This window comes from Nitrosospira briensis C-128 (assembly GCF_000619905.2).
Taxonomy (GTDB): domain Bacteria; phylum Pseudomonadota; class Gammaproteobacteria; order Burkholderiales; family Nitrosomonadaceae; genus Nitrosospira; species Nitrosospira briensis.
In genome coordinates, this window is sequence record NZ_CP012371.1 from 2,129,849 (window position 1) to 2,154,767 (window position 24,919).

A 24,919-nucleotide genomic window follows, 5' to 3' on the forward strand; every position below is an offset into this window, starting at 1 on the left:
TTGCCGAACGACGCATTCCTTTTTTGAAAATATCACACCAACCGCGGTTGCGCCTGCACAATTATTCAGTTATATTAAATGCAACTATGTTGCAATACTAGCATTTATGTTTAGTCTACAAAAGCAGGCAGAAGAGATGATCCGCCGCCGCGGAGAGCGCGTGACGCCCGGCAGGGTTCGGGTTCTCGCCATTTTGCTTGCGGAACAGCGAGCGGTTACGCATCACGAAATCGAAAAGTCCTTACCCGACAAGCCCAGGTTGAACCGGGTGACGCTCTATCGCATACTCGAATGGCTGGATGAAAAATGTTTCGTGCATAAGGTGGTGGGCGACGACCGAATATGGCATTTTCGAGCAAATAGTCAAGTAGCGCATCACCAGCATGCGCATTTCGAATGCGTGCGCTGCACCAGGGTAGTTTGTCTTGATGATATAAAGGCCGAGTATGATTCTCCGCTGCCGACCGGTTATCAATCTCGGGAAATTGAATTAAGGGTCAAAGGATTATGTGCGGAGTGCGCATAACCGGATTTCCTGCTATGCATGGAGCGTCACGCTGAATGTCCGGCGCGGTGAGTATTGGCATAAATGCTGTCAGATGATTTTGCGTAAAATATTATTTTTGATTTTAGTGGTGGCGTTGTCGCTTGTCCCGGTTCTTCAGGCGGCGCATGCCCTCACTCACGTCGGCGACGCCGATCTCATCGGCAACGTTTATGCCGATGGTGGTCAGGAAGAGAGCGGACTCCATCCCGACAGCGGCCTCGACGGAGACAAGATATGTCTTGACTGCCTGGCGCTGACAGGATTCAGTATTGCTGTTGCCGTTCTGCCCGTTTTCTTTTTTTATCAGATGAGGCGCCAGCCTCCGCCGTATCTGATATCGGCGCCTGTCCTCCTCCGTTTCTCTTCCCCTTATTTCACCCGCGGGCCCCCGCAAGCGTAATTTCGTTTCTCGTTAATAGTTGATCTTGAACGGCACTTGTCATCTTGACGCTGCCGATCCATTCACGTCGTGCCTATTTCGTGCTCATCGAGACTGATGGCTATCGAACAGGGCGCGACGTACCTGAGGTGATTGAAACCCCAGGTTCCCCTTTTCAGAAAGTCAGCATGAACTGTTCAAGTTGTGGTTTGGACGCATTTCCAGAAAATGCGCGGGAATTATCGAGACTAATTGTCACCATGGTGGTGCTTGCCATATTCAGCATGCCATATGCTCAGGCTCAACAGAGCAGCCAGGACAAGGAGAGCAACAAGGACAAGGTATTGCAACCGGTCGTTGTGACTGCGACGCCATTTGATAATCGGGGCGAACTTGATGTGGCTCAGCCTGTTTCGGTATTGCAGGGTGACGATTTGCGCCGCAAGCGGGAAGCGAGCCTGGGCGATACACTTTCGCGCGAGTTGGGTGTGGCATCCTCTTCCTTCGGTCCGGGTGCAGGCCGTCCGATCATTCGGGGCCTTGACGGCCCTCGTATCCGAGTATTGGAGAACGGCATCGGTACGCTCGATCTCTCTACCATCAGCCCGGACCATGCGGTAACGGTTGAATCGTTCAACGCTTCCCAAATCGAGATACTGCGAGGCCCGGCGACACTGCTCTACGGCAGCGGCGCATCCGGCGGCGTGGTCAATGTCGTCAGCGGCCGAATCCCCAGTCAACTGTTCAAATCTCCAAAGGGGGATGTCGAGATACGCGGCAATACTGCAACAGCGGAACGTAGCGGCGCTTTAAACGCATCTGGCAGCGTTGGGAAGGTATCCTGGAGCGTAGGAGGGTTCAGGCGCAAAACCGATGATTATCACATTCCCGGACGAGCGAATGAAAGCAACCCCCACAGTAAAAAGGGAATCGTTGAAAACAGCGCAGTCAATTCGGCCAGTGGTTATGCGGGTGGTTCTTACATTGGCGAGAAAGGATTTTTGGGTATATCGGTCTCGCATCTGGAGAGCAAATACGGCATACCCAGCCCTGAAGGCTCAAAGATCGATCTCAAACAGACCCGTTATGATATGTCAGGTGAACTGAATGAGCCGCTCCGCGGCTTTGATCGGCTCAAGGTGCGCGTAGGCTACAACGATTACAAGCATAATGAACTAGAGAGTACCGGCGAAATCGCCACCCGATTTAAAAACCAGGGGTTGGAAAGCCGCGCCGAGCTTCTGCATGCACCGATAGCAAAGTGGCAGGGAGCATTCGGTTTCCAATTTCAGGATCGTAATTTTTCCGCCTTGGGCGAGGAAGCCATAGTGCCGGTTACAAAATCCAATTCCGCCGGCCTGTTCCTGGTCGAAGAGCGGAGCTGGGATCGTTGGCGGCTGGAGCTCGGCGGCCGGATCGAGCGTGCGACGCAGGATCCGCAGAACAATATCAATCCGTCACGCGCATTCAACCTCTATAACGTCTCCGCGGGCACCTTGTGGAAATTCATGGATGGCTATGGGCTGGGTCTGACTGGCACACGGGGGCAACGTTCACCGTCCACCGAGGAACTGTATATGCACGGGGCTCACCGTGGCACGGCCACATTCCAGACTGGTGACAGCACCTTATCCAGCGAGACCACCAACAGTATCGATCTTGCGCTACGCAAGACCACCGGTATGGTGAAATGGAAAGTCAATGTATTCCATAACTGGATTGACAATTACATTTTCGTACGCAATGCCGACACCAATGAGGATGGTGTGGCGGATCGTGTCGACGATACCGGAACGCTGGATCCCAATGGTGATTTTCTGGTACAGAATTTCGCGCAGACCGGAGCGAGATTTTATGGCGCGGAAGCGGAAGCCATCTTCACATTGAAACCCGACACCATCGACTTGCGGCTGTTTGCCGATTATGTGCGCGGAAAACTGAATAATGGAGGCAACGTTCCCCGTATCACTCCACCACGGTTTGGACTGGAATTCAACCACAGGACCGGGCCCTTGACAATGAACGTAAGCGCGACTCGCGTGATGCGTCAAAGCCGCCGCGCCGCGCTTGAAACCAGCACTCCAGGATACACCCTGGTGAATGTCGAGGTGACTTACCGTATCAAGGAAACAAAATCGAACGGTATCAAAATCTTCGCTCAGGGCAAGAATTTGCTTAATGAAGAGATGCGCGTGCATACCTCTTTCCTGAAGGATTTCGCGCCGTTGCCGGGGAGGTCGCTCGTAGTGGGCCTGAGAGGTGAATTCTAGCAGCCTGTCAAACTTGAAGAATCGGAGTTTTTGCAGCCGATTTCCTTTAAGTCCGACAGGCTGCTCGCCATTGCATCGCAAAAATGGCTGTATCCGAGCCGAAATCTGGCTAGAGCCCTGGAGCGCTATTTCAGGTTAAAAAAATTGCCGATACCATCACCGCAATATGCGTTTATCTATTAAGACATGGCGGAATGTGGCAAACTATCAGGTTACCCCATATTCGGTATGCTGATCCGTGCCTTCGTACGAACTCTTTATCGGTTTGCGCTATACCCGCGCCAAACGCCGTAATCACTTCATCTCTTTCATTTCCCTGATTTCCCTGATGGGTATCACGCTTGGCATGACAGCCCTTATTACGGTCATGTCGGTCATGAACGGCTTTCAGAAAGAGGTCCGGACGCGCATTCTTGGTGTGGCGTCCCATATTCAGGTGAGCGGCGTCAACGGCTCATTGACCGACTGGCGCAAGGTTGCCGATGAGGCACTCAAGCATCCCGAGGTAGAGGCTGCCGCACCTTATGTCAGCGCGCAAGGCATGGTTTCATTCGACCAGGTTGTCAGTGGCGTGGTGGTTAGAGGTGTCTTGCCGGACATGGAGGACCGCGTAGCCGATCTGGGGCGAATGATGATAGACGGCAAGCTCGAAGATCTCGTGCCGGGAAGATTTGGCATTGTCATCGGCCGGGAATTATCGCGCACCCTGGGCGTATTCACGGGTGACAAGATTGTCCTCATTTCGCCGCAAGGACAGGTCACCCCGGCAGGTATATTGCCGCGCCTCAAGCAATTCACAATTGTCGGCATCTTCGAAGCAGGACATTTCGAGTATGACTCGGGCCTGGTACTGATCCATCTGGCGGACGCACAAAAGCTGTATCGCATGGAGGAGGACCAGGTATCGGGTGTACGGTTGAAGCTGGATGATCTGTTCCAGGCGCCGCAAGTAGCGCGAGAGCTTGCGCCACTGATTTCCGCGGATGTTTACATCACCGATTGGAGCCGTCAGCATGCCAATTATTTCCGCGCAATCCAGATTGAGAAGCGCATGCTGTCGCTCATTCTCGCCCTCATCATCGCGGTTGCCGCATTTAATATCGTTTCCACCCTGGTCATGGCCGTAACCGACAAACAATCCGATATCGCGATACTACGCACGCTGGGTGCCAGCCCGCGAAGCATAATGAAGGTTTTCATCGTTCAGGGTACGTTGATCGGTATCCTCGGTACCACATTGGGCGTGATCGGCGGCGTGCTGCTGGCATACAACGTAGAGGCGGTGATAGCGACTATCGAGCGCCTGTTCAGCGTGCAATTCCTTTCGCGGGAGGTGTATTACATCAGCGAGATTCCGTCGGACCTGCACTTCGCCGACGTAATAACCGTGGCTGCGGTATCGTTTGTGTTGACATTGCTGGCGACGCTTTATCCGAGCTATCGAGCTTCCAGGGTCAACCCCGCAGAAGCGCTGCGGTATGAATAAAGCGATCATTGCCTGTCGCAACCTGCGCAAAAGTTATTATCAAGGCAAACTTGAAGTGCCGGTACTTTTGGGAATAGACCTGAATGTGAAAGCGGGAGAAACGGTTGCGATCGTCGGCACGTCGGGTTCCGGAAAAAGTACACTGCTGCATCTGTTAGGGGGGTTGGACGCACCCACGGGAGGCGACATACGCATCATGGGGCAGGAAATTGCCGCCATCAATGAAGAAGAAAGATGCCGCTTACGTAATAGATCACTCGGTTTCATTTATCAGTTTCATCATTTGCTGCCCGAATTCAGCGCGCTGGAGAATGTCGCCATGCCATTGCTCATTCGACGTATGAGGAATACCGAAGCATATGAGAATGCGGCGAAAGTTCTGGCACAGGTGGGCTTGGGGCACCGCATATCCCATACGCCTGGAGAACTCTCGGGTGGTGAGCGCCAGCGTGCGGCGGTGGCGCGTGCGCTGGTCACCCGGCCTGCCTGCGTTCTTGCGGATGAGCCTACCGGCAATCTCGACCGGCGCACCGCGGCAGGGGTTTTCGACCTGATGATGGACCTTAATCACGACGTGGGCGCAAGCCTTGTCATTGTCACCCACGATCCGGAATTGGCCAGGAAGGCTGGCAGGATACTGCACCTGGAGGATGGTATATTGGCTGAGTAACACGGCAACGTATTTGCTTCGATATGTCGCTATCCATTGCCTTGCCTGAATACGCTGATGAGTCCATCAGCATTTATTCATTCCACGTGGTCACTGTGCTTTATACCCGCACGTCGTTTTGCCCGCTTGCGCCATTCATGAATAGTGTAAAGCCGCCATCCTCCGCGCACGAGGAGATAGCCTGCCAGAGAGAGCAACAGCGCCAGCAGGAACATACCCAGAAGTAGAGGCTTTCCGAGCGAGACCACCCAGTCCATCAATGCCGGTACCCACTCGCGAATGTCCTTATCCATCAGGTGCAGCTCTGTTTGGGGCATGTTGCCGATACCATTCCCCGTGACGAACGCGCCAATGGCGTACGCGGCCATATAGATGGGCAGGATAGTGAAGGGGTTGGAATAGAGCGTGGTAACCACCGCTACCGGCAGATTCACCTCGAAAATGATGGCAAACAAAGCGGCAAAAAAGAATTGTATCGGATTGCTGCCGGGAATCAGGCCGGTGAACAATCCAACCGCAACGCCACCCGCAACTGAACGCCGGTGCAGATGCCACAGATTGTGATGATGCAACCGTTCTCCGAATAGTCCGACAAATCGGTTCTGCCGAATGGTCTCGTGAGAAGGCAGATATTTTTTGAAGAATTTTCGAACCATGGAATGAGTGTACGGAAATACTGGCGGGCCGTGCAAACATAATAACTTGTCGGCAGGAGACAATCCTGACCAGAAATCCTTCCAGCTTAAAGAAAACAGGCGCCGCTGTTGCGGCTCTTCGCGACGCCTAGGACTCAACAAACCGACACTCAACAAACCGACGCTTATCGTATAACCTGAAGCCGCGATCCGATCCAGGCCGGCATTATCTTGTCAGTAGTTCAGCATTCCTTCTTATCGTACGATTCTAATCGCGGAAATTACTGATGCGCGCATATATTCTGGCATTTGCCCTTGGAGTATGGCTGCTGCAACAGCAGGCGGAACTACCGAATGTTCGATGGGCATGGGTGCTCCTTCCTGGCGCGGCGTGCGCGCTCCTGCTCTCGCACTGCCAGGCCAACATTTTTACCGTAACGGGCAAAGTATTATTGGCTGGTGTCTTACTGAGTATAGGATTTTTCTGGGCGGCTGCTTTCACCCGGTCGCGCTTGGCCGATGCGCTTCCGCATGAATGAGAAGGGCGCGATATCCAGTTGCTCGGGATAGTTCGGAACTGCCGCAAGTCAATGAGAACAGCGTCTGTTTTGCTTTCGAAGTGGAGCGCGTGCTGAGCGAAGAAGCATCGTTCCCGCGCGCATCTCCCTCACCTGGTATGATGAACGGAGGTCTTGAAGGTATGAATAAAACGCTATTTCTTGAAAACCTAGTAATTTATAATGTATGCTTAATAAATAAATATTTTCCACTAGGACTCAAGGAAAACCACTATCCGATCGTGAACCTGAAATAGTACTTACCGCAGTCGCACAAGGCAGAAAACGCTATTAAAAGTAATCATAGTCATGACAACTTATACCAATGCGTCCAATATGCATCGCCTTGAAACGGCAATGCAGCAATGGGTTGAACTGCTGGGTGCGGAGCACGTGCTTAACGATACGGAAACGCTGGCTGTTTATGCGCGGAGTACTTCATCATGCGGCACTCAGCCTTTGGCCGTTCTACGTCCTCCCTCTACCGAAGATGTTGTCACGATCGTAAAAATTGCGAGCGCTTTTTGTATCCCTCTTTATCCCATCAGTCGGGGGAAGAATTGGGGCTATGGAGATGCCTGCGCCGTTACGGACGGACAGGTCATTGTCGACCTCAGCCGAATGGATCGAATTATCGAAGTCGATCAGACCCTGGCGTATGCTGTGATTGAACCCGGTGTTACACAGCAGCAACTTTCCATGTACTTGCTGGATCGCAAGATCCCTTTATGGATGGACTGCACCGGCGCTGGTCCTGATACCAGTCTCGTTGGCAATATCCTGGAACGTGGCTTCGGGCATTCTCCTTATGGCAATCGCTTCCAAACTGTGTCTGGCTTGCAGATTGTGCTCGCAAATGGACAAGTTCTTCAAACGGGTTTCGGGCATTACCCGCAAGCCAAGACCACTTACTTGTTTCCCTACGGTGTAGGTCCTTATCTGGATGGGTTGTTCACGCAATCGAACCTGGGCATCGTAACCCGCTTAGGAATGTGGTTAATGCCCGCATCAAAATGCATCAATCACTTTCTTTGTTTTATCGAGAATCATGAAGATATTAAACCAGTCGTTGATGCGCTACGTCCATTGCGCATGAATGGCACGCTGCGAAGTATTGTCCACATAGGTAACGACCTTAGATTGATCTCTGGGGGTCGATCCTATCCCCTGGAATCCGCAAGGGGAAATATTCCTCTGCCTGCGGATTTGCGAAAAGCGCTCCGCATCGAAGCAGGAGTAGGAGCTTGGACCGTATCTGGCGCACTCTATGGCACACCACGGCAGGTTTCCACTACGCGTAAAATCCTCAGAAATGCACTCAAGGGCACAGGAACTACACCTGTTTTTCTCACCCAGCGAAGACTCGCATTTGGCGCGATGATTGCACGCATGTTGGGCAATTCAGCGCTAGCGTCGCGTCTAAAAACCAAGGTTCAAGTTGGCAAGGCTCTATTTGACATGAACAGAGGCATTCCTAATGGGAGATTTCTCGCGGGTGCTTACTGGCGTAGGCGCGCTGGTCTACCCTCAAATTTTCCCAGCCATGCCGATCCGGCTGCGGACAATTGCGGGTTGTTATGGCTCTCTCCGATTATCCCTATGCGGGGGGAAGACGTGCTGCGACTGCACGCCATCATTGAGCCTATATTCGAACAACACAGGTTTGACCTCTTCATTACCTTTAGCATGGTTAATGAACGCGCTCTAGGGACTGTGATTACGATAGCTTACGACAAGGAAGAAATTGCTGAAACCGAACGGGCGCAAGCATGCTATCGTGCGTTGTTCAAATCTATTATGGAAGCCGGCTATATTCCTTATCGCGTGGGGATCCAATCCATGGGGGACCTTGACCAAGGTTCCGACAACTTTTGGAGTACTACTAGAGCCATAAAAATGGCTCTCGATCCTCAGGAAATTATTGCGCCAGGGCGTTACCAGCCGGAACGAGCACCCCACATTGCTTCTCACAATAATATAAGCTAACAAGACTTTGCTGCGCCAAGATATTGAAATAGGAAAATAGTCCTCTCAGCGCTATTTGTTACGCAAGATTTTTATTAATTTTTATTATTTTTGATCATGGAGACTTTATGTCCGGAATCGTTGGCACGCTAATACGTGAGCTCACCACCGGGGAATCGAGTTCGCGTATTCCCGAACCGGATCTGGTAATGGATGATCCTGACAAAGTAAGTGCCTTCGTACGCGCTGGACGCGAGGCCGCGATTGTGGCCCCAACCTATCTTTTTCATTGCTCTCACATCTGTGAAGTCATTTGCCCCGGTGAGACAGTCGTAGATCTAGCGTGTGGGCCGGCTACCCAGTTGGGCATGGTTGCTCAGATGAATCCGAATTCACAATTTATCGGTATCGATCTGTCAGAGGGAATGCTTAAGGAGGCTAAGGACCATATTAAAGAGCTTGGCCTGAAGAATGTTGATCTAAAAAAGGGTGATATTACCGATTTGAGTCAGTTCCATGACAATAGCATAGGTGCGGTATTTTCGACGCTATCCCTGCATCATTTACCAACGGTCCATGATCTGGAGTCCACGTTTTCAGAAGTTGCCCGCATCGTAAAACCAGATGGCGGTATTTACCTGTCCGATTTCGGACATTTGAATTCGGAAAAGTCCATGCAACATTTTGCGTACCAGCACCGGGAGCGACAACCCGAACTCTTCACAATCGACTATCTCAATTCTTTAAGGGCAGCCTTTCATTTGGCTGATTTCCAGCGCCTGAGCGCAAAGTATCTAGCGGGGCGCGCCCGCCTTTATTCGACGTTCTTAATACCTCTTATGGTAACGATAAAGAGTCCCAAACGTGGGCAAGTAGAGCTGGCTTTGACGCAGAAACTGGCTGAGCTGCGGCGTGCCCTGCCTATTCCCCAGCAACGCGACCTAAAAGATCTAATCAGTTTGTTCAAGCTTGGCGGGCTAAAATCGACTTTATTGGTGTAATGATGAAACGCGCAAAAGAACCGGTGTACGACTGAAGAAAATCGGGGGGAAAGAATCCCCCCGGAAAACATGCTCCACCGATGGTTTATGCCTTGCGACGTCGGCGTACCATTCCCATCCCAAGCAAGCCAGCTCCCAGTAGCGCTAAGGATGCTGGCTCGGGTACAACCCCCTCCACGACCCTTGAGCTGGCCTGAGTATGAGAATCGATTGTCAGAATATACGTGTCGGTACTATTCAGCACCGGCGAGACATTGCCTCCTAGCGCAGAGAAAGCGGTGGGACCTAACTGATATTGAGCCGAGCCCGGGGACGCTATAGTGAGATTGGAGTTAGAGTTGAGCTCGGCTGGTTGGAAAGTATAAACCAGCACATTGGTCGGTGCAGCTACAGTACCAAGATCTCTAATGCTTATAGAAAAAGAGAACCCCGAAGTAGAAAGTCCGTTAATGGCATCTGCCGCTAGCGCAGCCTGTGTTAGCCCAGATCCGAAAGCATTAAACGTCATCGAATCGGCGCTGGCCAACTGAAACGTGAATTGAGTACCGGTACCAGCGGTTGTACTTCCATTGCCATCACCAGTTTGATTGAGTTCAATTTCCGAGACTTGACTGGAGTTCGTCGGAGTTCCGGCTGGCGTACCTGAAATGATAGCGCCTGTCAAATCCATATCGCCCCGCGCAAATTGTATGCCTGGTATTGGAACAACCGGGTTTGGTGTGGTTACAGCGACTTGCGGGGTAAAAGTATTTCCGGCCGGGCAACCCGCGCCTTGGCACGCCTGCGGGAGCAGGACATTGCCCAGAACTGGGCCTTGAGTAAAACTGGTGGAAGCAGCGCCATTTAACGACGCGGTATCAGACCCACTGTTTCCAATATCGATTGTGGCAAAGTCAGAAATATCATACTGAGTGCCCCCCGAATTGCTTATCGTAAAGTTGCCGATATTCAAGTTAGAAAACGACAGCGCACCTGCATAGGAATTCGCAGTGATTCCCAAACTAAAGGTCGTGGCAACGGCGATGGTTATGATGTTTTTTTTAAAAAGATTCATGATCATGATTGACACTCCATGGTAAGAAGACTAATAACTTTTTAAATGTCAACCCTCTTGAGTACTTGAAGTATCAGCTCATTGCTGTTTTTCTTTTACCTCTCTTTCACGCAATTTTCATACCAATAACATTATATCTTTTAGCATCAAATGGTTAAAAAGGAATGTAAAATTAATTCCAAGGAAGTGTAAAAATCTTCGACATTCAATTGAATGTCTTATGCCCATAGTTGCAGCTTAGTAAGTGCAGCAGCTTGAAACCGGTGGACAACATCCGCTAAAGGATCGTAAGCCATTTTGCAAAAGACTCGACGTCGCTGCCTTTCGCCTATTTTTGGTAGACAAATGCTTGTTTGGCAGCGTTAAATTGGCGAGGAGGTGGAAAAAAACAGATGGGACCGAAGATCTCAGCAGCTTGCTGGAGAGGAAAAAACCTGAAACCAGACCTATAATGCATATAAGCATCTGTAAAGAACCTCGACAGAATGTGCTGTTCTATTTGATTCCTTATGGAGAACTGTTGTCATCCAGTCTGGACAACTCAGGTGCAACATGGGTATTGTGGAACATACCTCGTGCCGATCCAGTCGCGTATCAGGTTCTTCCCGTTTCGAGCCTGCCAGTGATACCTAACTCATCCCGTGGCGAGAAAAAATATGGATAAAATGATTTTTCCTGCCCGTGCTGTTCCATTAACCCGCCAAATTTACGGATTTGCTCAGACATATATTCGAGCTTCAGCCTGAGTAATACCGCAGGCGCATTGACTCGTGTACAAACTCTTTTTTCTCCGAAGTTTTCAAACCCAAGCATTTTTTTGTAAAACATGGCATGCCGGGGGTTGACTTCTATCACCCAGTCAGTAAAACCAAAGATATTATGCGCGTAGATATAAGAAATGTGGATCAGCGAGGCAAAAACTCGTTTGGGAATGTTATCTTCAATTGCCAGTCTGGATGGCTCAGATAATCTACGTCCCCGCAAACGAAGTTCGTCGAGCTTGTCACTAAAGTTTTCATCCGCCGGCAAACCGATGTCCGCGTCAAGACAAAGTGTCATGGTAGCAACGGTTTTTCCTTCAGTGTCAGCGACTAATATGATCCGATTTGGCTCATTATCTGAGGAAGGATCAATAGAATAGCCTCTCCAACCATACCGTTTACGGATCAACAGAGAAGCCGCTTCCCGCCTACCTTTCGAATTTACCATCCGGATATTAAATACCTGCTGATCGATCACATGATCAGAATTAACATCGGAACTTGACTCCTGAATGCACATTTCTCTTAACTGGGGAGATGATGAGCTAAAAGAAATAATTGTTTCTTCGTCCTGAGGCATGAAGATATGCGTTTTAGGGCTTAAGGGATAAGATGTTTTTTTGGGGCTTAAGGGATAAGATGTTTGTATAGTATGCATGACCTTATATGGATGTGATGAAGAATCTAGTCGAAGCATAAGCAATTCTTGTGCCATAGGTATTAATTATTAATTATCAATAAGATACTTTATAAGCGAAAGGAAGTACTGTCTCCGATATCGGGGAAAATTTATCAATTATTTATCTCTGCCTGATTTATAATGCTTTTTTTTGTCGTCATTTAGAGACAAACGATGTGTTCCCGCCACAGTTAATTCGTCATCGCAAAATGAACGGATGACGTTTATATCCGTGGTAAGAGGGATACCCAGCTCCGCAAAAATTAGCCAGGAGACGATGCTCGCTTTCGGCGAAACTTATCTTTAATGGTAGGGGCGTTGCATGACGGAGAAACGTTTCACAATGGAGCAGATTGGCGTGGGGCCGAGGGATCCCGAAGCTACCAGAGACGCTAGTTTCGATACGTTAGCCTTCGATATAAATGGTATTTTGTTCGAAGTCTCGCGCGAAGTGTAAGCTCGTTCGCGTAAATCTATAGAGGACGAATAGCAGAGATTGGAGTCGTCCTGTTCATTGAAGTACTTGGGTTAGCATTTATATCATCCACACCTGAAGAGTGTGGTTCTTTGGTGCTCCTGGAACCCGGAATCCTTGCCCTGCTATGTGTTGGGCTAGCAGCGACTCTATACATCCGTAAATATTCATTAGCAGTTTTACCTACGTCAGCTATTGATATGCCTTCAAAGCCCCAACCTCCAGCTAGTCGATTTTAATTTTAGTCTGAAGCTCCTGTTATTTACCGCAGAGCATCTCTCCATCCGCTAACTTCACACGTCAGTATGGGTTTTAATAGCGGCACAAACCTTTAATGCAAGTCCGCATCCTTGCATTTGCGCTCGGAGTGGTGTGGTTGCAGCAGCAGACCTCGCTGCCGGAAATTTCATGGGCATGGGCACTATTGCCCGGGGCAGCGTCGGCATTTTTGCTCTGCCGTTCCCACGCGCCCGTTTTTACAGCCGTTGGCAAGGTGCTGTTTGCCGCTATTTTCTTAAGTGCGGGGTTTTTCTGGGCAGCTGCTTTCGCCCAGTCGCGCTTGGTCGATGCGCTCCCGCATGAATGGGAAGGACGCGATATCCAGCTGATCGGGGTAGTTGCGGAACTGCCGCAAGACAATGAGAACAGTGTCCGTTTTGCTTTCGAAGTGGAGCGCGTGCTGACCGAAGAAGCCATCGTTCCCGCGCGCATCTCGCTCGCCTGGTATGAGGAACGGGGAAAGCAAGTGGTGATCTCCGAGACCGCGCCACCGCAGGTCAATGCCGGCGAGCGCTGGCGCATCACGGTCCGGCTCAGGCGTCCGCATGGCAGTGTCAACCCTCACGGCTTCGACTTTGAGCAGTGGGCTCTGGAGCGGGACCTTCGCGCCACAGGCTACGTGCGCAAAAATGACGAGAATATGCGCCTGGATGAAATGGTCGATCGTCCGGCTTACCGGATTGAGCGTCTGCGCCAGGATATCCGCCAGCGTTTCATTCAGGTATTGCCCGACCATGCCTATACCGGTGTTCTGGTGGCGCTGGCGGTCGGCGATCAGCGCGCCATTCCACGCGAACAGTGGCAGGTATTTACCCGCACCGGGGTAAATCATCTCATGAGCATCTCCGGGCTGCACGTTACCATGGTATCCGGACTCATTTTTGCGTTGGTGTACTGGTTGTGGCGCAGGAACCATCATTTAACGCTGTGGTTGCCGGCGCGCAAGGCGGCGGCCGTCGCGGGGTTGGCAGCAGCGCTGGGTTACGCGCTGCTTGCAGGCTTCGCCGTACCGGCGCAGCGTACAGTGTATATGCTCGGGGTAGTCGCCATCGCTTTGTGGCTGGGCCGCTTCACCTCCGCCACGGCGGTACTGGCCTGGGCATTGCTGGCGGTAATACTTCTTGATCCGTTGGCGGTACTTTCAGCGGGTTTCTGGTTATCGTTTGGTGCAATAGCAGTCATCATGCTGATATCGGCCGGGCGTATCGGCAGAATCCACTGGTTATCCAACTGGGCCCGGGTGCAATGGGCAATAACGCTCGGCCTGATACCCCTCCTTCTGGCCATGTTCCAACAGATATCGCTGGTTTCGCCTATTGCCAACGCTATAGCGATCCCCCTGGTGAGCCTGGTGGTGGTTCCCTTGACACTGCTGGCTACTTTCCCGCCGCTCGACTTCATGCTGTTGCCCGCGCACTGGGTGCTAAGCGGCTGCATGGAGGCAATGCGGTGGATGAGCGATGTGCCCCAGGCGGTTTGGAGCCAGCATGCGCCGCCCACGTGGGCAGTAGCAGCCGGCGTGGCCGGAATTTTCTGGATGCTGCTGCCGGGAAGGCTGGGGCTTGCCACAGGTTTTCCCGCCCGCTGGTTGGGGATGATAGCGCTGCTGCCGCTATTTCTGGTCCTTCCCCCTAAACCTGCATCGGGAGAATTATGGCTGACGGTGCTGGATGTCGGCCAGGGACTCGCGGTAGTGGCACGCACGGAAAATCACGCGTTACTCTACGATACGGGTCCGGGGTTCAGCGCCGAGGCGGATAGCGGAAGCCGCACTATCGTCCCTTTCCTGAGGGGCGAAGGTATAAAGCAGCTTGACGGCATGATCGTGACACATGCCGACACGGACCACAGCGGCGGCGCATTATCGGTGCTGGAAGCGGTGCCGGTGGAATGGCTGGTTTCGTCTTTGAGGGACGACCACCCGATACAGCGAGCCGCTTCCTCGGGATACCGATGTCGTGCCGGGCAATCGTGGCAGTGGGATGGGATTCGCTTCGATATGCTTCATCCGCTGGAGCAGAATTACAGTGAGCCCAAGCCCAAAACCAACGCATTGAGCTGTGTGCTGAAGATCACCACCGCCCATGGCAGCGTATTGCTGCCCGCCGACATCGAGAAAAAATCCGAGTATCAGTTACTTGCCCGGGACGGCGATGCGCTCTCCTCGACGGTGCTTATCGCACCCCATCACGGCAGTAAAACCTCTTCAACGGAGGGGTTTATACGCCAGGTGAATCCCAGGCTGGTAATATTCACCGTCGGCTATCGCAACCGCTTCGGGCACCCCAGAGATGAAGTGGTGGAGCGCTACCGGTCTCTTGGAAGCAGATTGCTGCGCAGTGACGCCGATGGCGCGATACTGCTGCGCTTTGCAGATAAAGATTTCGCTGTGGAAACCTCGCGCATGCTGCGGCGCCGCTATTGGCAGGATATCCCGCAATATTGACTTAAGGCATCATTGCGTTGCTATCAAAACGGATAATATCCCTGGATTTCACCTTCGTGGACGATATTCCTTTAAACCCGCTCCCATAACTGCAAGACTGAAAAATGCGCGATGAGCTAACAGATAGAGATTCAGGGATTTCTCCGACTTCTTCTTCCACAACGCTTTCTTCCGGCAGCGGAGGTTGGGATGGATTCTGCTGGCCGGAAGCCGCCGCAACCATGTTTTCCCCCGGCGAAATCGAAATACTTGGGCGTGCGCTGGATTTCTGCCATTCACTTTATAAAGACAAATACCTGTCTACCGGCGAGTTGGTTACTCAGCACATACAGGGCACAGCATGGATCCTGACATCATTACGGGTCGATAGCGATACGTTGGCCGCTGGAATACTTCATGCGGTACCGGATTATCTGGATGGATACGAGGAAAAATTACATGCGGCGTTCAATCCTACCATAGCTCACCTTGTGGAAGGGGTAGCACGGATGGGCCGCATCCGAACGCTGGGGCCCGAAGGCGCCTCGACCGCGGGAGACCGCAATGCGCAAGTCGAGGCATTGCGCAAGATGCTGCTGGCGATGGTGGAGGACATTCGTGTCGTTATCATTGCCCTTGCGGATCGTGTGCAGACGATGCGATATATCGCTGCGAATAACGTTCCGACAGGCGCGGAGATTGCGCACGAAACGATGGATATATTTGCACCGCTGGCGAATCGCCTGGGGTTGTGGCAAGTGAAATGGGAGTTGGAAGACTTTTCATTTCGGATCGTAGAGCCGGAACGCTATAAAAAAATCGCCACATTGCTCGAGGATACGCGTCGCGTTCGGGAACAATATATCGCCCTGATGGTGGATAACCTGCAGAACGAATTGCAGCAGGCGGGAATCAAGGCTGAGGTTACGGGCCGCCCGAAGCACATCTACAGCATCCACAAAAAAATGAAACGCAAGGGTGTGGACTTCAAGGAAATCCATGATGCTCGTGCAGTAAGGATTCTTGTGGACAATGTGAAGGACTGCTATGCCGCGCTGGGCGTGGTGCATAATCTCTGGATACCGATCCCGAAGGAATTCGACGATTATATTGCCAGACCAAAAGGCAACGATTACCGGTCTCTGCATACCGCCGTGATTGGTCCGGAAGATAAGGTGGTTGAGGTGCAGATCCGTACACACGAAATGCATCGCCATTCCGAGATGGGTGTGGCTGCGCATTGGCGCTACAAGGAAGGGGCGAAGCGTGACGCCAGATATGAAGAAAAAATTGCCTGGTTGCGGCAGATACTGGAATGGAAGAATGATGTCGAGGACGCGGGCGAACTGGCCGCGCATTTTAAAGTCGCGCTTTTTGAGGACTCGGTCTATGTATTGACGCCGCAGGGTAGGGTCATTGCCTTGCCCAAGGGCGCCACGCCGGTGGATTTCGCCTACCACGTGCACACCGATCTCGGTCACCGCTGCCGTGGCGCAAAAATCGATGGTGTCATGGTGCCGCTTGATTATCCACTGCAGAATGCGCAGAAAGTGGAAATCATTTCAGGTAAGCAGGGTGGGCCGAGCCGTGATTGGCTCAATCCTGTCCTGGGCTATCTGAAAAGCCATCGGGCGCGATCGAAGGTCAGGCAGTGGTTTGGCTATCTGGAGCGCGAGGCTTCGTTGGCGCAGGGCCGGGTGCTCGTGGAAAAGGAATTGCAGCGCTACGGTATGACAGCGCTATCGCTGGATAAGCTGGCCGGTGAGTTCAAGTTTCCCAAACTCGACGGGTTTCTGGCTGCTGTTGCCCGGGGCGATATCAGTAGCCGTCAATTGGGCGTGTATCTAAGCGGCGTGACCGGAACAGTTGCTCCAGACCTGGAGTTGACCGAGGGTGGCAAGACCGTTGCACCATCCAGCGGCGGTATCCTTGTTGCGGGTGTCGACAAGCTGTTCACTGTGTTGGCAAAATGTTGCAAGCCTGCTCCGCCTGATCCCATCATTGGATTTGTCACCCGCGGACGCGGCATTACGATACACCGTCAGCAGTGCGCCAGTTTGTCCCGTTTAAGTGAAGAAAGTGCCAAGCGCGTCATTACGGCAGACTGGGATGTATCGGACGATACATCGAAAGCGAAAGGCGAGCGCTATGAGGTCGATATCGAGGTCGAGGCGCAGGACAGGCAAGGATTGCTGCGTGATATCTCCAATATCCTGCTGCGCGAGAGAATCGATGTTACCGCCACCCGAACCCAAAGCCGGGATATCGCAGCGATGCAATTTACCGTGAAAATCAGCGGCCTGACGCAGCTTAACCGTGTTCTCGGATTGATACAGCATGTTCGAGGGGTGATATCTGCCTGGCGGAAATAGAGCGTAACGCTAGCAGCCTGTCGGACTTAAAGGAAATCGGCTGCAAAAGCGTCTCCAAAAACGTTTCCAAGAGCGTCTGGGCGGTCCATGTTTCACCGCTTTTTCGGCCAATAGAATAACTATTGGCCTTCAAAATCCTCAAGATCTGCCCTCGCCCAGCCACTTTTTCGCTGCGATTCTTCAAGCCCGACAGGCTGCTGGAGCCCGGCCGCAGCATCGAATTACTCACTTTCATATCGTCCAGTTGAATGCTTCGTGATCAAGTTGGCTAATGAGTTGGTAAGCAACTCAGCTCGATTCCACGTACTCATATGACTGCGTATCTTGCGGCTTCTCCGGCAGGACAATTCCTCGAAGCAGTTATGTAAGCCGTTGGCGCTTGCAATGGCAATTGCTGCAATATTGCATATATCGGATTAATCCTATAATTATCTGATTTTACGTGTTTAATTTCCTGGAAGGCTTCCTGGGTGCCGCACGATCCAGGCCTTTGGCACCCTTGCAAAAAACCCTATTCTTTTCCTTGACTTTGCCTATCGTTTTAATTACAGTGGGCAAAAGTGGGTAAAAGTGGAGAAAATTTCCGTATTTCTTCCGGCAAATAAAGGGGCAAAATGTTTCGCGGTGGGACACCTATTAGCCTGGATAACAAAGGTAGACTTGCGGTGCCCGCGAAATATCGCGAAGGTCTGATATCTCTTTGTGCCGGTCGTTTGGTTATCACCGCTGATCCTTCCAGTTGTTTGCTGGTTTATCCCCAGCCCGTGTGGGAACCGATAGAGCAGAAACTCAACAGTCTTTCCAGCTTCAATCCACAAACGCGTAGTCTGCAACGTCTTCTCGTTGGCAACGCCAGTGACGTGGAGATGGATGGCGCAGGCCGCATTTTGGTGCCGCCTCCCTTGCGTCAATTTGCTGGTTTAAGTAAAGACGTGGTTTTGGTTGGGCAAGGCGCTAAATTCGAGTTGTGGGACGACGAAAAATGGAGGCTCCAGATCGAGAGCGCGCTCGTTTTCAAAGACGGCATTCCGCCGGAGCTCGATGGTTTTTCACTCTAATGCTGTGGTTGAAAAGTATATGCATACCGCAGTTTTGCTGCATGAGGCGGTGGATGCGCTGGCCATCAAGCCGGACGGAATATACGTGGATGGAACCTTTGGTCGTGGTGGGCATAGTCGGCTGATACTGGAGCAGTTAGGAAAAAATGGAAGGCTGATAGCGTTCGATCAGGATCCTTCCGCATTTGAAGCTGGGCAGGCTCTCGAAGACGAGCGGTTCCATATGATTCATGGCAGCTTTTCGACGATGCAGGAGATCTTGCGGCAATTGGATGTGGATCGGGTGGATGGGATATTGCTGGATTTGGGGATATCTTCGCCGCAGCTTGAAGAAGCCCGGCGCGGCTTCAGTTTTCGCCTGGATGGCCCACTCGATATGCGCATGGACACAAGCCAGGGGCCGACGGCTGCGGAGTGGCTCGCTTCCGCTCCCGAAACCCATTTGGAAGAGGTGATCAGGAACTATGGCGAAGAGCGGTTTGCTAAACAGGTTGCAAGAGCGATTGTTGCGGCTAGAGGTCGGCAGCCCATCGTCACTACACATCAGCTTGCCTCGATCGTGGCATCGACCGTGCGCTCGCGCGGACGGGAAGATAAGCAGAATCCGGCGACGCGCACTTTTCAGGCTATACGGATTTACCTCAATCAGGAGCTTGAGAAGCTGTCGCTTGCCTTGCCGAAATGCGTGGAGATGCTGAACGCCGGCGGCCGGCTTGTCGTGATCAGTTTTCACTCGCTGGAAGACCGGACAGTGAAACGTTTTATGCGTGAATTGGCAGATTCGGACAGGCTGCCGAAGGAATTGCCGCTACGTGAAAAGGAAGTGCAACTTTTGAGTCGCCAAAAATTGCGTTTGATAGGCAAGGCGGTACGTCCGGATACGAAGGAAGTCGCCGGCAATCCCAGGGCCAGGAGCGCAATAATGCGCGTGGCGGAGCGAATAAATACGACATAGAGGAACAGCCACAACGGCGTTCCCGGTTAATGAGAGACTGATGTGGCCAGACTGAATATTCTGTTGACCTTAATTCTCATCGCCTGCGCGTTGAGTGTTGTGACTTCACAGCACAAAGCGCGCAAGCTTTTTGTAGAGCTCGAAAAAGAGCAGGAATTGGCACGACAGCTGGCGGTGGAATGGGACCAGCTTCAGCTTGAGCAGAGTACCTGGGCAATGCATACGCGTGTTGAAAAAATCGCTACCGGGCAATTGCACATGCGTATGCCCGATGCATCTCGCATCCGGATTGTTCCGTTTGGGATTCCCTTCGGTCGAGCCGATCCCGTGGAAGCACCGGAACCATGAAGTTTGATCATGCAATATATCTCGTGTTGCCTGCGGGGCGTTCGCGCCTGTTGCTGGCATTGCTGCTGCTGGGGTTGGCGGCCTTGGCGGGGCGCGCTGCTTATCTGCAGGGAATGAACAACGGATTCCTGCAACAGAAAGGCGAGTCACGCTATAGCCGCGTACTCGAAATGAGCGCACACCGCGGCATGATTACGGATCGGCATGGCAAACCGCTCGCGATCAGTACGCCGGTAGAATCGGTATGGTCGAGTCCCCAGGATATGCACGCCACACCCGAGCAGCTGAGAAAACTGGCCAACCTGATCGATGTGGATATCAAGGAAATTCGTCGTCGCATCGATGGGCCGCAGCGCGATTTCGTATACTTGAAACGGCACTTGTCACCCGAGGTCGCCGCCAGGATAGTCGAACTTGACATGCCCGGCATATTTCTAAAACGTGAGTTCCGGCGATATTACCCAGCGGGCGAGTTGACCGCTCATGTGCTCGGGTTCACTGACGTGGATGACAAGGGGCAGGAGGGACTGGAACTGGCATGGCAGGAAGAGCTTGCAGGCAAACCTGGAAGCCGCCGCGTGATCAAGGATCGCAAAGGACGTATCGTCGAGGATGTGAAGAGTATCCGGGCGCCCAGGTCAGGACAGGATATTGCCTTGTCAATAGACAGCAAAATCCAATATTTCGCTTATCGTGAATTGAAACAGGCGATGGAAACGCATAAAGCCAAGGCAGGGGGAGTCGTGGTATTGGATGCGCAGACGGGCGAGGTGCTGGCGCTGGTCAACCTGCCGGCGTATAACCCCAACAACCGGACAAGCCTGAACGGTTGGCGTGCCCGTAACAGGGCCTTTACCGACGTCTTCGAGCCAGGTTCGACGCTGAAGCCATTCACTATCGCGGCCGCGCTGGAGGCAGGCGGAATCAAGCCCGACACTATTTTTGAAACAGCACCAGGTACATTCTCCATAGGCAAGGCGACAATACGCGACTCGCATAAGGAAGACGCATTGACGGTCGCGCAGGTGATCCAGAAGTCCAGTAATGTCGGTTCCGCGAAGATTGCTCTGTCGCTGCCGCCACAAACGTTGTGGGGAATGTTGAACGATGCGGGGTTTGGTACGTCAACGGGCTCGGGGTTCCCCGGAGAAGCCGGCGGTAAGCTACGTCCCTACCGTACTTGGCGCCCCATCGAGCAGGCAACGATGTCATACGGGCACGGCATCGCGGTGAGCCTGCTGCAGCTGGCGCGCGCTTATACGTTGTTCTCCGCGGAGGGAGAATTGAAGCCGATTTCGCTATTGAAGCTTGAATCACCCTCGCCGGGCAAACGCGTCATATCGCGCGACACTGCTTTGGCCGTGAGCCGTATGCTGGAAATGGTGGCGCAGCCGGGGGGCACCGCACCGCAAGCTCAGGTCAGCGGTTATCGGGTGGCGGGGAAAACGGGTACCGCACATAAATTGGAAGGTAATGGTTATGCAAAAAACCGTTACCTGTCGACATTCGTGGGTTATGCCCCGGCTTCCAGTCCCCGGTTCGTTATCGCGGTAATGCTGGATGAGCCGTCCGCTGGGAAATATTTCGGCGGCGTAGTAGCGGCACCCGTGTTCAGCCGGCTCATGGATGGCACGCTACGCATGCGGAATGTACCGCATGATGCACCCGCGGATAAGGATAAGGTAATGTCTCTCACCGCAGCGCCAGGATTGAATGGTGATGTATGAGTTCAAGTCCTGACGCTGGAGGCAGCAGGTTTTCAGAAAGCCCGCCGATGCATTTTGATTTTCGTATTTTTGAGGGCTTGAGCGTCAAAATCAGCAGTCTTGCCACAGATAGCCGCATGGTGAAGCAGGGAGATACATTTCTGGCCTACGCCGGAGAAAGGAGCGACGGCCGAAACTTCATTCGCCAGGCCATCGCAGCGGGAGCCAATGCGGTACTTTGGGACCCTGAAGGCTTTGTATGGGACCCTGTATGGAAAGTGCCGAACTTGCCGGTCTCCGGGCTGCGAACCCAGGCAGGCTTTATTGCCGATCACGTATATGGTCATCCATCGGAAAAATTATGGCTTATCGGTATTACAGGAACGAATGGCAAGACCTCCTGCAGCCATTGGATCGCCCAGGCCCTGATTGCGCTGGGCAAGAAAACCGCGGTTATCGGCACGCTGGGCATCGGTTTTCCTGAAGAACTGGAGTTCACCGCCAACACCACGCCGGATGCGGTGTTCTTGCAGCAGAAAATGGCGGATCTATTACGGCGTGGCGCTTGTTGCATGGCAATGGAGGTATCGTCGCACGGGATTGTGCAAGAACGCATCAACGGCTCGACGTTCTCGGTGGCCTTATTTACGAATCTGTCACGCGACCATCTCGATTACCACGGCAGCATGGAAGCGTATGCTGCCGCCAAGGCGCGGTTATTCCGCTGGCCCGGGCTCAGGCATGCAGTCCTTAATCTTGATGACGCGTTTGGCGTAGGCTTGTCAAATCATCTTCTGGAAACGGACACGCAAATAATAGGATATGGGTTCACGGAAGCGGCGACCCGGATTCGCGACACGACGAAATTCAGGATATTGCGAGGATACAATCTCAAGTCAACCCCTCAAGGCCTGGAGTTTGATATTGAATTTGAAGCCGAACATCTGGAGCTTAAAACTGAAGTGGCAGGACGCTTCAATGCGTCAAATTTATTGGGAGTACTCGCCACCCTGCTGGCCAGCGGCATCAGGCTGGTCGATGCAGTGCGAGCCTTGCGGGAAATTCGACCCGTCGCAGGCAGAATGCAGCAAATCGGGGGCGGCGATCTGCCTCTTGTCGTTGTAGATTACGCCCATACGCCCGACGCCATGGAAAAAGTATTGACCACGTTGCGTGAAATTCTTCATTCCGGTCCTGCATCCAGTACTGGATCAGAAGCCCGAAACCCAAAATTGATCTGTGTGTTTGGCTGTGGGGGCGAGCGCGACCGCGGCAAGCGGCCTCTACTGGGCGCAGTGGCGACACGGTTGGCTGACGAAGTCATCGTCACAAATGACAATCCACGGCAGGAAGACCCCAATGTCATCATCAGCGAGATCGTGGCGGGTGCGGGCGTCAATCATCACATTGAAAAGGATAGGGCGAAGGCTATTTTCGGAGCGATTCATGATGCGCGGAAGGGTGACGTTATATTAATCGCGGGGAAGGGACACGAAGCCTACCAGGAAATAGATGGTCAAAAGCTTCCATTCAGCGATGTCGAGGTCGCCAGGCGGGTACTGATGGAAAGGGCGGAGGTACAGGCATGATGACCCTGCATGACGCAGCCAGCGCCCTGAACGGTAAACAGTTGGGTGGAGATGCCTGCTTTAGCGGAGTCAGCACCGATAGCCGTACAGTAGGGCGCGGCGATCTGTTCGTCGCGCTGGTAGGGCCAAATTTTAATGGCCATGATTTTATTGCCGTGGTGAAGGACAAAGGCGCCGCGGCGGCAATGATCGATCGGGAGTTCGAGGCCAAAGCGCAGGAGCCTGGAATTCCTCTGATACGGGTGGAGAATACCCGCTTGGCATTGGGGCAGCTCGCAGCATACTGGCGTGGGCATTTCAGGATACCGATGGTCGCGGTGACCGGCAGCAATGGCAAAACCACGGTAAAGGAAATGATTGCATCGATTTTGCGGCGGGTGGCCGGGTCGGGTGGGCAGATGAGCAACCCGGATACGGTACTGGCGACGGAGGGCAATCTCAACAATGATATCGGTGTGCCCCTGATGCTCTTGCGGATGCGCGAGCGGCATGGCTATGCGGTGATCGAGATGGGAATGAATCATTCCGGCGAGATTTCATATTTGACCAGTCTGGTAAAGCCCACCGTCGCGCTGATCACCAATGCGGGGGTGGCGCATGTCGAGGGGCTGGGTTCGGTGGAAGCAGTGGCACGGGCAAAGGGCGAGATTTTCGAGGGACTCGATCAGGACGGAATAGCTGTCATCAACGCCGATGATGCGAACGCTCAGCTTTGGCGCAAGCTGGCAGGCAATAGAAGAGTCGTTGATTTCGGCCTTACGGGCAAGTCAAAAGTGAGCGCGTGCTATCAATCCGATTTTTTCGGCAGCAGCATGACGCTAGTCCTGCCTGGCGGGGTTAAAGAGGTGCAATTACAGGTTCCAGGCGAGCATAACGTGCGAAACGCGCTTGCGGCGGCAGCGGTTGCGATAGCCATGGGTATCGGCACGGAAGCAATAGCGTCAGGATTAAATGCATTTCACGGCGTGAAGGGACGTATGCAGAAAAAGTACGGCCGGCACGGGGCAACATTGATAGACGATAGTTATAATGCCAACCCCGATTCGGTGCGGGCTGCTTTGGCGGTGCTGGCAAAAGCTGCCGGGACAAAGATTCTGGTATTGGGTGACATGGGTGAACTCGGCGGCAGCGCGAGGGATTTCCATGAAAGCATTGGTACAGAGGCAAGAATGGCCGGGATTGATGGATTATTGGCCCTGGGCGAGTTGAGCGTCCATGCCGTAAATAAATTTGGCCCCGGCGGTCGGCATTTTACGAAAATCGAGGAATTACTGGCCGAGGTAGAGAGTCTGCTGAAGCCTGGCGTCACGCTGCTGATAAAGGGGTCGCGCTTCATGCAAATGGAGCGCGTGGTCAAGAGTATCGAGTTATGACTCATGACGTATGAGCCATAAACCTAAATCCGGTAGTTGACCGCTCATTTAATAGATCAGTGTCATGACTAATAACAATATTTCATATTATTTGACGCTCACCTTTCGGGTGAGGTCGCTACGAGGTGAATTGCACAGTTTTTGCGGCACATGGCTGCGTTGCAACTCCTTGGAATGGAACGACCATTCCGCGTCGTTGCGCCTTGCCCTGCACCACAAAAACCGTACACTTCACCCCGTCCAACTACCGGATTTAGGTTAAATCGTGGTTATGTTGAAATCATGAGCAAGCTGGTCCAATTGGTCTTTCCACGAGTCCCGAACGATATCCTGTT

Annotated in this window: 20 protein-coding genes; 16 read left to right on the top strand and 4 right to left on the bottom strand. The window is 52.6% G+C overall.

Translation table 11 applies throughout. The features are described from left to right. Positions 1-106 precede the first annotated feature (106 nt). Entirely contained in the window at positions 107-526 is a 420-nt protein-coding gene (locus F822_RS09660; RefSeq protein WP_036575702.1) for a Fur family transcriptional regulator, read from the top strand. Between the two features lie 103 nt (positions 527-629). Here the strand turns inward: F822_RS09660 and F822_RS15320 are convergent, their stop codons facing one another. Further along, positions 630-941, bottom strand: coding sequence for a hypothetical protein (locus F822_RS15320; RefSeq protein ID WP_156304386.1), 312 nt, complete (start codon positions 939-941; stop codon positions 630-632). 50 nt (positions 942-991) lie between these two features. On the opposite strand from F822_RS15320, the gene F822_RS09670 reads away from it, so the two are divergent. The 3 genes from F822_RS09670 to lolD all read left to right on the top strand — a co-directional run bounded on the left by F822_RS09670 (position 992) and on the right by lolD (position 5,352). Then, complete coding sequence (locus F822_RS09670; RefSeq protein WP_231623465.1) at positions 992-3,196, top strand: TonB-dependent receptor; 2,205 nt, start codon at positions 992-994, stop codon at positions 3,194-3,196. A gap of 238 nt (positions 3,197-3,434) precedes the next feature. Then, a complete protein-coding gene (locus F822_RS09675) occupies positions 3,435-4,682 on the top strand; it encodes a lipoprotein-releasing ABC transporter permease subunit (RefSeq protein WP_025040838.1) in 1,248 nt (415 codons plus the stop codon). Beyond that, entirely contained in the window at positions 4,675-5,352 is a 678-nt protein-coding gene (lolD, locus tag F822_RS09680) for a lipoprotein-releasing ABC transporter ATP-binding protein LolD (RefSeq protein ID WP_025040837.1), read from the top strand. Before F822_RS09675 ends, lolD begins: the two co-directional genes overlap by 8 nt. Positions 5,353-5,429: 77 nt before the next feature. Here the strand turns inward: lolD and F822_RS09685 are convergent, their stop codons facing one another. Beyond that, positions 5,430-5,924 (bottom strand): DUF2062 domain-containing protein, encoded by a 495-nt coding sequence (locus F822_RS09685; protein WP_231623467.1) that lies wholly within the window; start codon positions 5,922-5,924, stop codon positions 5,430-5,432. Between the two features lie 350 nt (positions 5,925-6,274). Between F822_RS09685 and F822_RS09690 the strand changes: the two genes are divergently transcribed. The 3 genes from F822_RS09690 to F822_RS09705 all read left to right on the top strand — a co-directional run bounded on the left by F822_RS09690 (position 6,275) and on the right by F822_RS09705 (position 9,510). Beyond that, positions 6,275-6,526 (top strand): hypothetical protein, encoded by a 252-nt coding sequence (locus F822_RS09690; protein ID WP_025040835.1) that lies wholly within the window; start codon positions 6,275-6,277, stop codon positions 6,524-6,526. Positions 6,527-6,853: 327 nt separating this feature from the next. Next, complete coding sequence (locus F822_RS09700; RefSeq protein ID WP_025040833.1) at positions 6,854-8,530, top strand: FAD-binding oxidoreductase; 1,677 nt, start codon at positions 6,854-6,856, stop codon at positions 8,528-8,530. A 107-nt stretch (positions 8,531-8,637) separates the two neighbouring features. Next, a complete protein-coding gene (locus tag F822_RS09705; RefSeq protein ID WP_025040832.1) occupies positions 8,638-9,510 on the top strand; it encodes a class I SAM-dependent methyltransferase in 873 nt (290 codons plus the stop codon). Between the two features lie 85 nt (positions 9,511-9,595). Here F822_RS09705 and F822_RS09710 read toward each other — a convergent pair whose 3' ends face one another. Together F822_RS09710 and F822_RS09715 are read right to left on the bottom strand one after the other, a co-directional pair. Continuing rightward, entirely contained in the window at positions 9,596-10,570 is a 975-nt protein-coding gene (locus tag F822_RS09710) for an EDSAP-1 family PEP-CTERM protein (RefSeq protein ID WP_025040831.1), read from the bottom strand. A 588-nt stretch (positions 10,571-11,158) separates the two neighbouring features. Next, positions 11,159-11,905, bottom strand: a complete 747-nt coding sequence (locus F822_RS09715) for an N-acyl amino acid synthase FeeM domain-containing protein (protein ID WP_025040830.1) — start codon at positions 11,903-11,905, stop codon at positions 11,159-11,161. A gap of 421 nt (positions 11,906-12,326) precedes the next feature. Between F822_RS09715 and F822_RS15880 the strand changes: the two genes are divergently transcribed. The 9 genes from F822_RS15880 to F822_RS09755 all read left to right on the top strand — a co-directional run bounded on the left by F822_RS15880 (position 12,327) and on the right by F822_RS09755 (position 24,584). Continuing rightward, positions 12,327-12,461 carry a hypothetical protein gene (locus F822_RS15880; protein WP_269430507.1) on the top strand — a complete coding sequence of 45 codons (135 nt, stop codon included), beginning with the start codon at positions 12,327-12,329 and terminating at the stop codon, positions 12,459-12,461. 352 nt (positions 12,462-12,813) lie between these two features. Further along, positions 12,814-15,204, top strand: a complete 2,391-nt coding sequence (locus F822_RS09720; RefSeq protein WP_025040829.1) for a DNA internalization-related competence protein ComEC/Rec2 — start codon at positions 12,814-12,816, stop codon at positions 15,202-15,204. Positions 15,205-15,308: 104 nt separating this feature from the next. Next, positions 15,309-17,555 (top strand): RelA/SpoT family protein, encoded by a 2,247-nt coding sequence (locus F822_RS09725; RefSeq protein WP_036575600.1) that lies wholly within the window; start codon positions 15,309-15,311, stop codon positions 17,553-17,555. Between the two features lie 614 nt (positions 17,556-18,169). Continuing rightward, a complete protein-coding gene (gene mraZ, locus F822_RS09730) occupies positions 18,170-18,613 on the top strand; it encodes a division/cell wall cluster transcriptional repressor MraZ (protein WP_025040826.1) in 444 nt (147 codons plus the stop codon). Between the two features lie 19 nt (positions 18,614-18,632). Next, complete coding sequence (gene rsmH / locus F822_RS09735) at positions 18,633-19,568, top strand: 16S rRNA (cytosine(1402)-N(4))-methyltransferase RsmH (RefSeq protein ID WP_036575690.1); 936 nt, start codon at positions 18,633-18,635, stop codon at positions 19,566-19,568. A 42-nt stretch (positions 19,569-19,610) separates the two neighbouring features. Next, positions 19,611-19,916 (top strand): cell division protein FtsL, encoded by a 306-nt coding sequence (gene ftsL, locus F822_RS09740; protein ID WP_025040824.1) that lies wholly within the window; start codon positions 19,611-19,613, stop codon positions 19,914-19,916. Continuing rightward, positions 19,913-21,643 carry a peptidoglycan D,D-transpeptidase FtsI family protein gene (locus tag F822_RS09745; protein ID WP_025040823.1) on the top strand — a complete coding sequence of 577 codons (1,731 nt, stop codon included), beginning with the start codon at positions 19,913-19,915 and terminating at the stop codon, positions 21,641-21,643. Before ftsL ends, F822_RS09745 begins: the two co-directional genes overlap by 4 nt. Continuing rightward, complete coding sequence (locus F822_RS09750; RefSeq protein ID WP_025040822.1) at positions 21,640-23,211, top strand: UDP-N-acetylmuramoyl-L-alanyl-D-glutamate--2,6-diaminopimelate ligase; 1,572 nt, start codon at positions 21,640-21,642, stop codon at positions 23,209-23,211. Before F822_RS09745 ends, F822_RS09750 begins: the two co-directional genes overlap by 4 nt. Then, positions 23,208-24,584 (top strand): UDP-N-acetylmuramoyl-tripeptide--D-alanyl-D-alanine ligase, encoded by a 1,377-nt coding sequence (locus F822_RS09755; RefSeq protein WP_025040821.1) that lies wholly within the window; start codon positions 23,208-23,210, stop codon positions 24,582-24,584. The genes F822_RS09750 and F822_RS09755 overlap by 4 nt, the downstream gene beginning before the upstream one ends. The last annotated feature ends 335 nt before the right edge of the window (positions 24,585-24,919 follow it).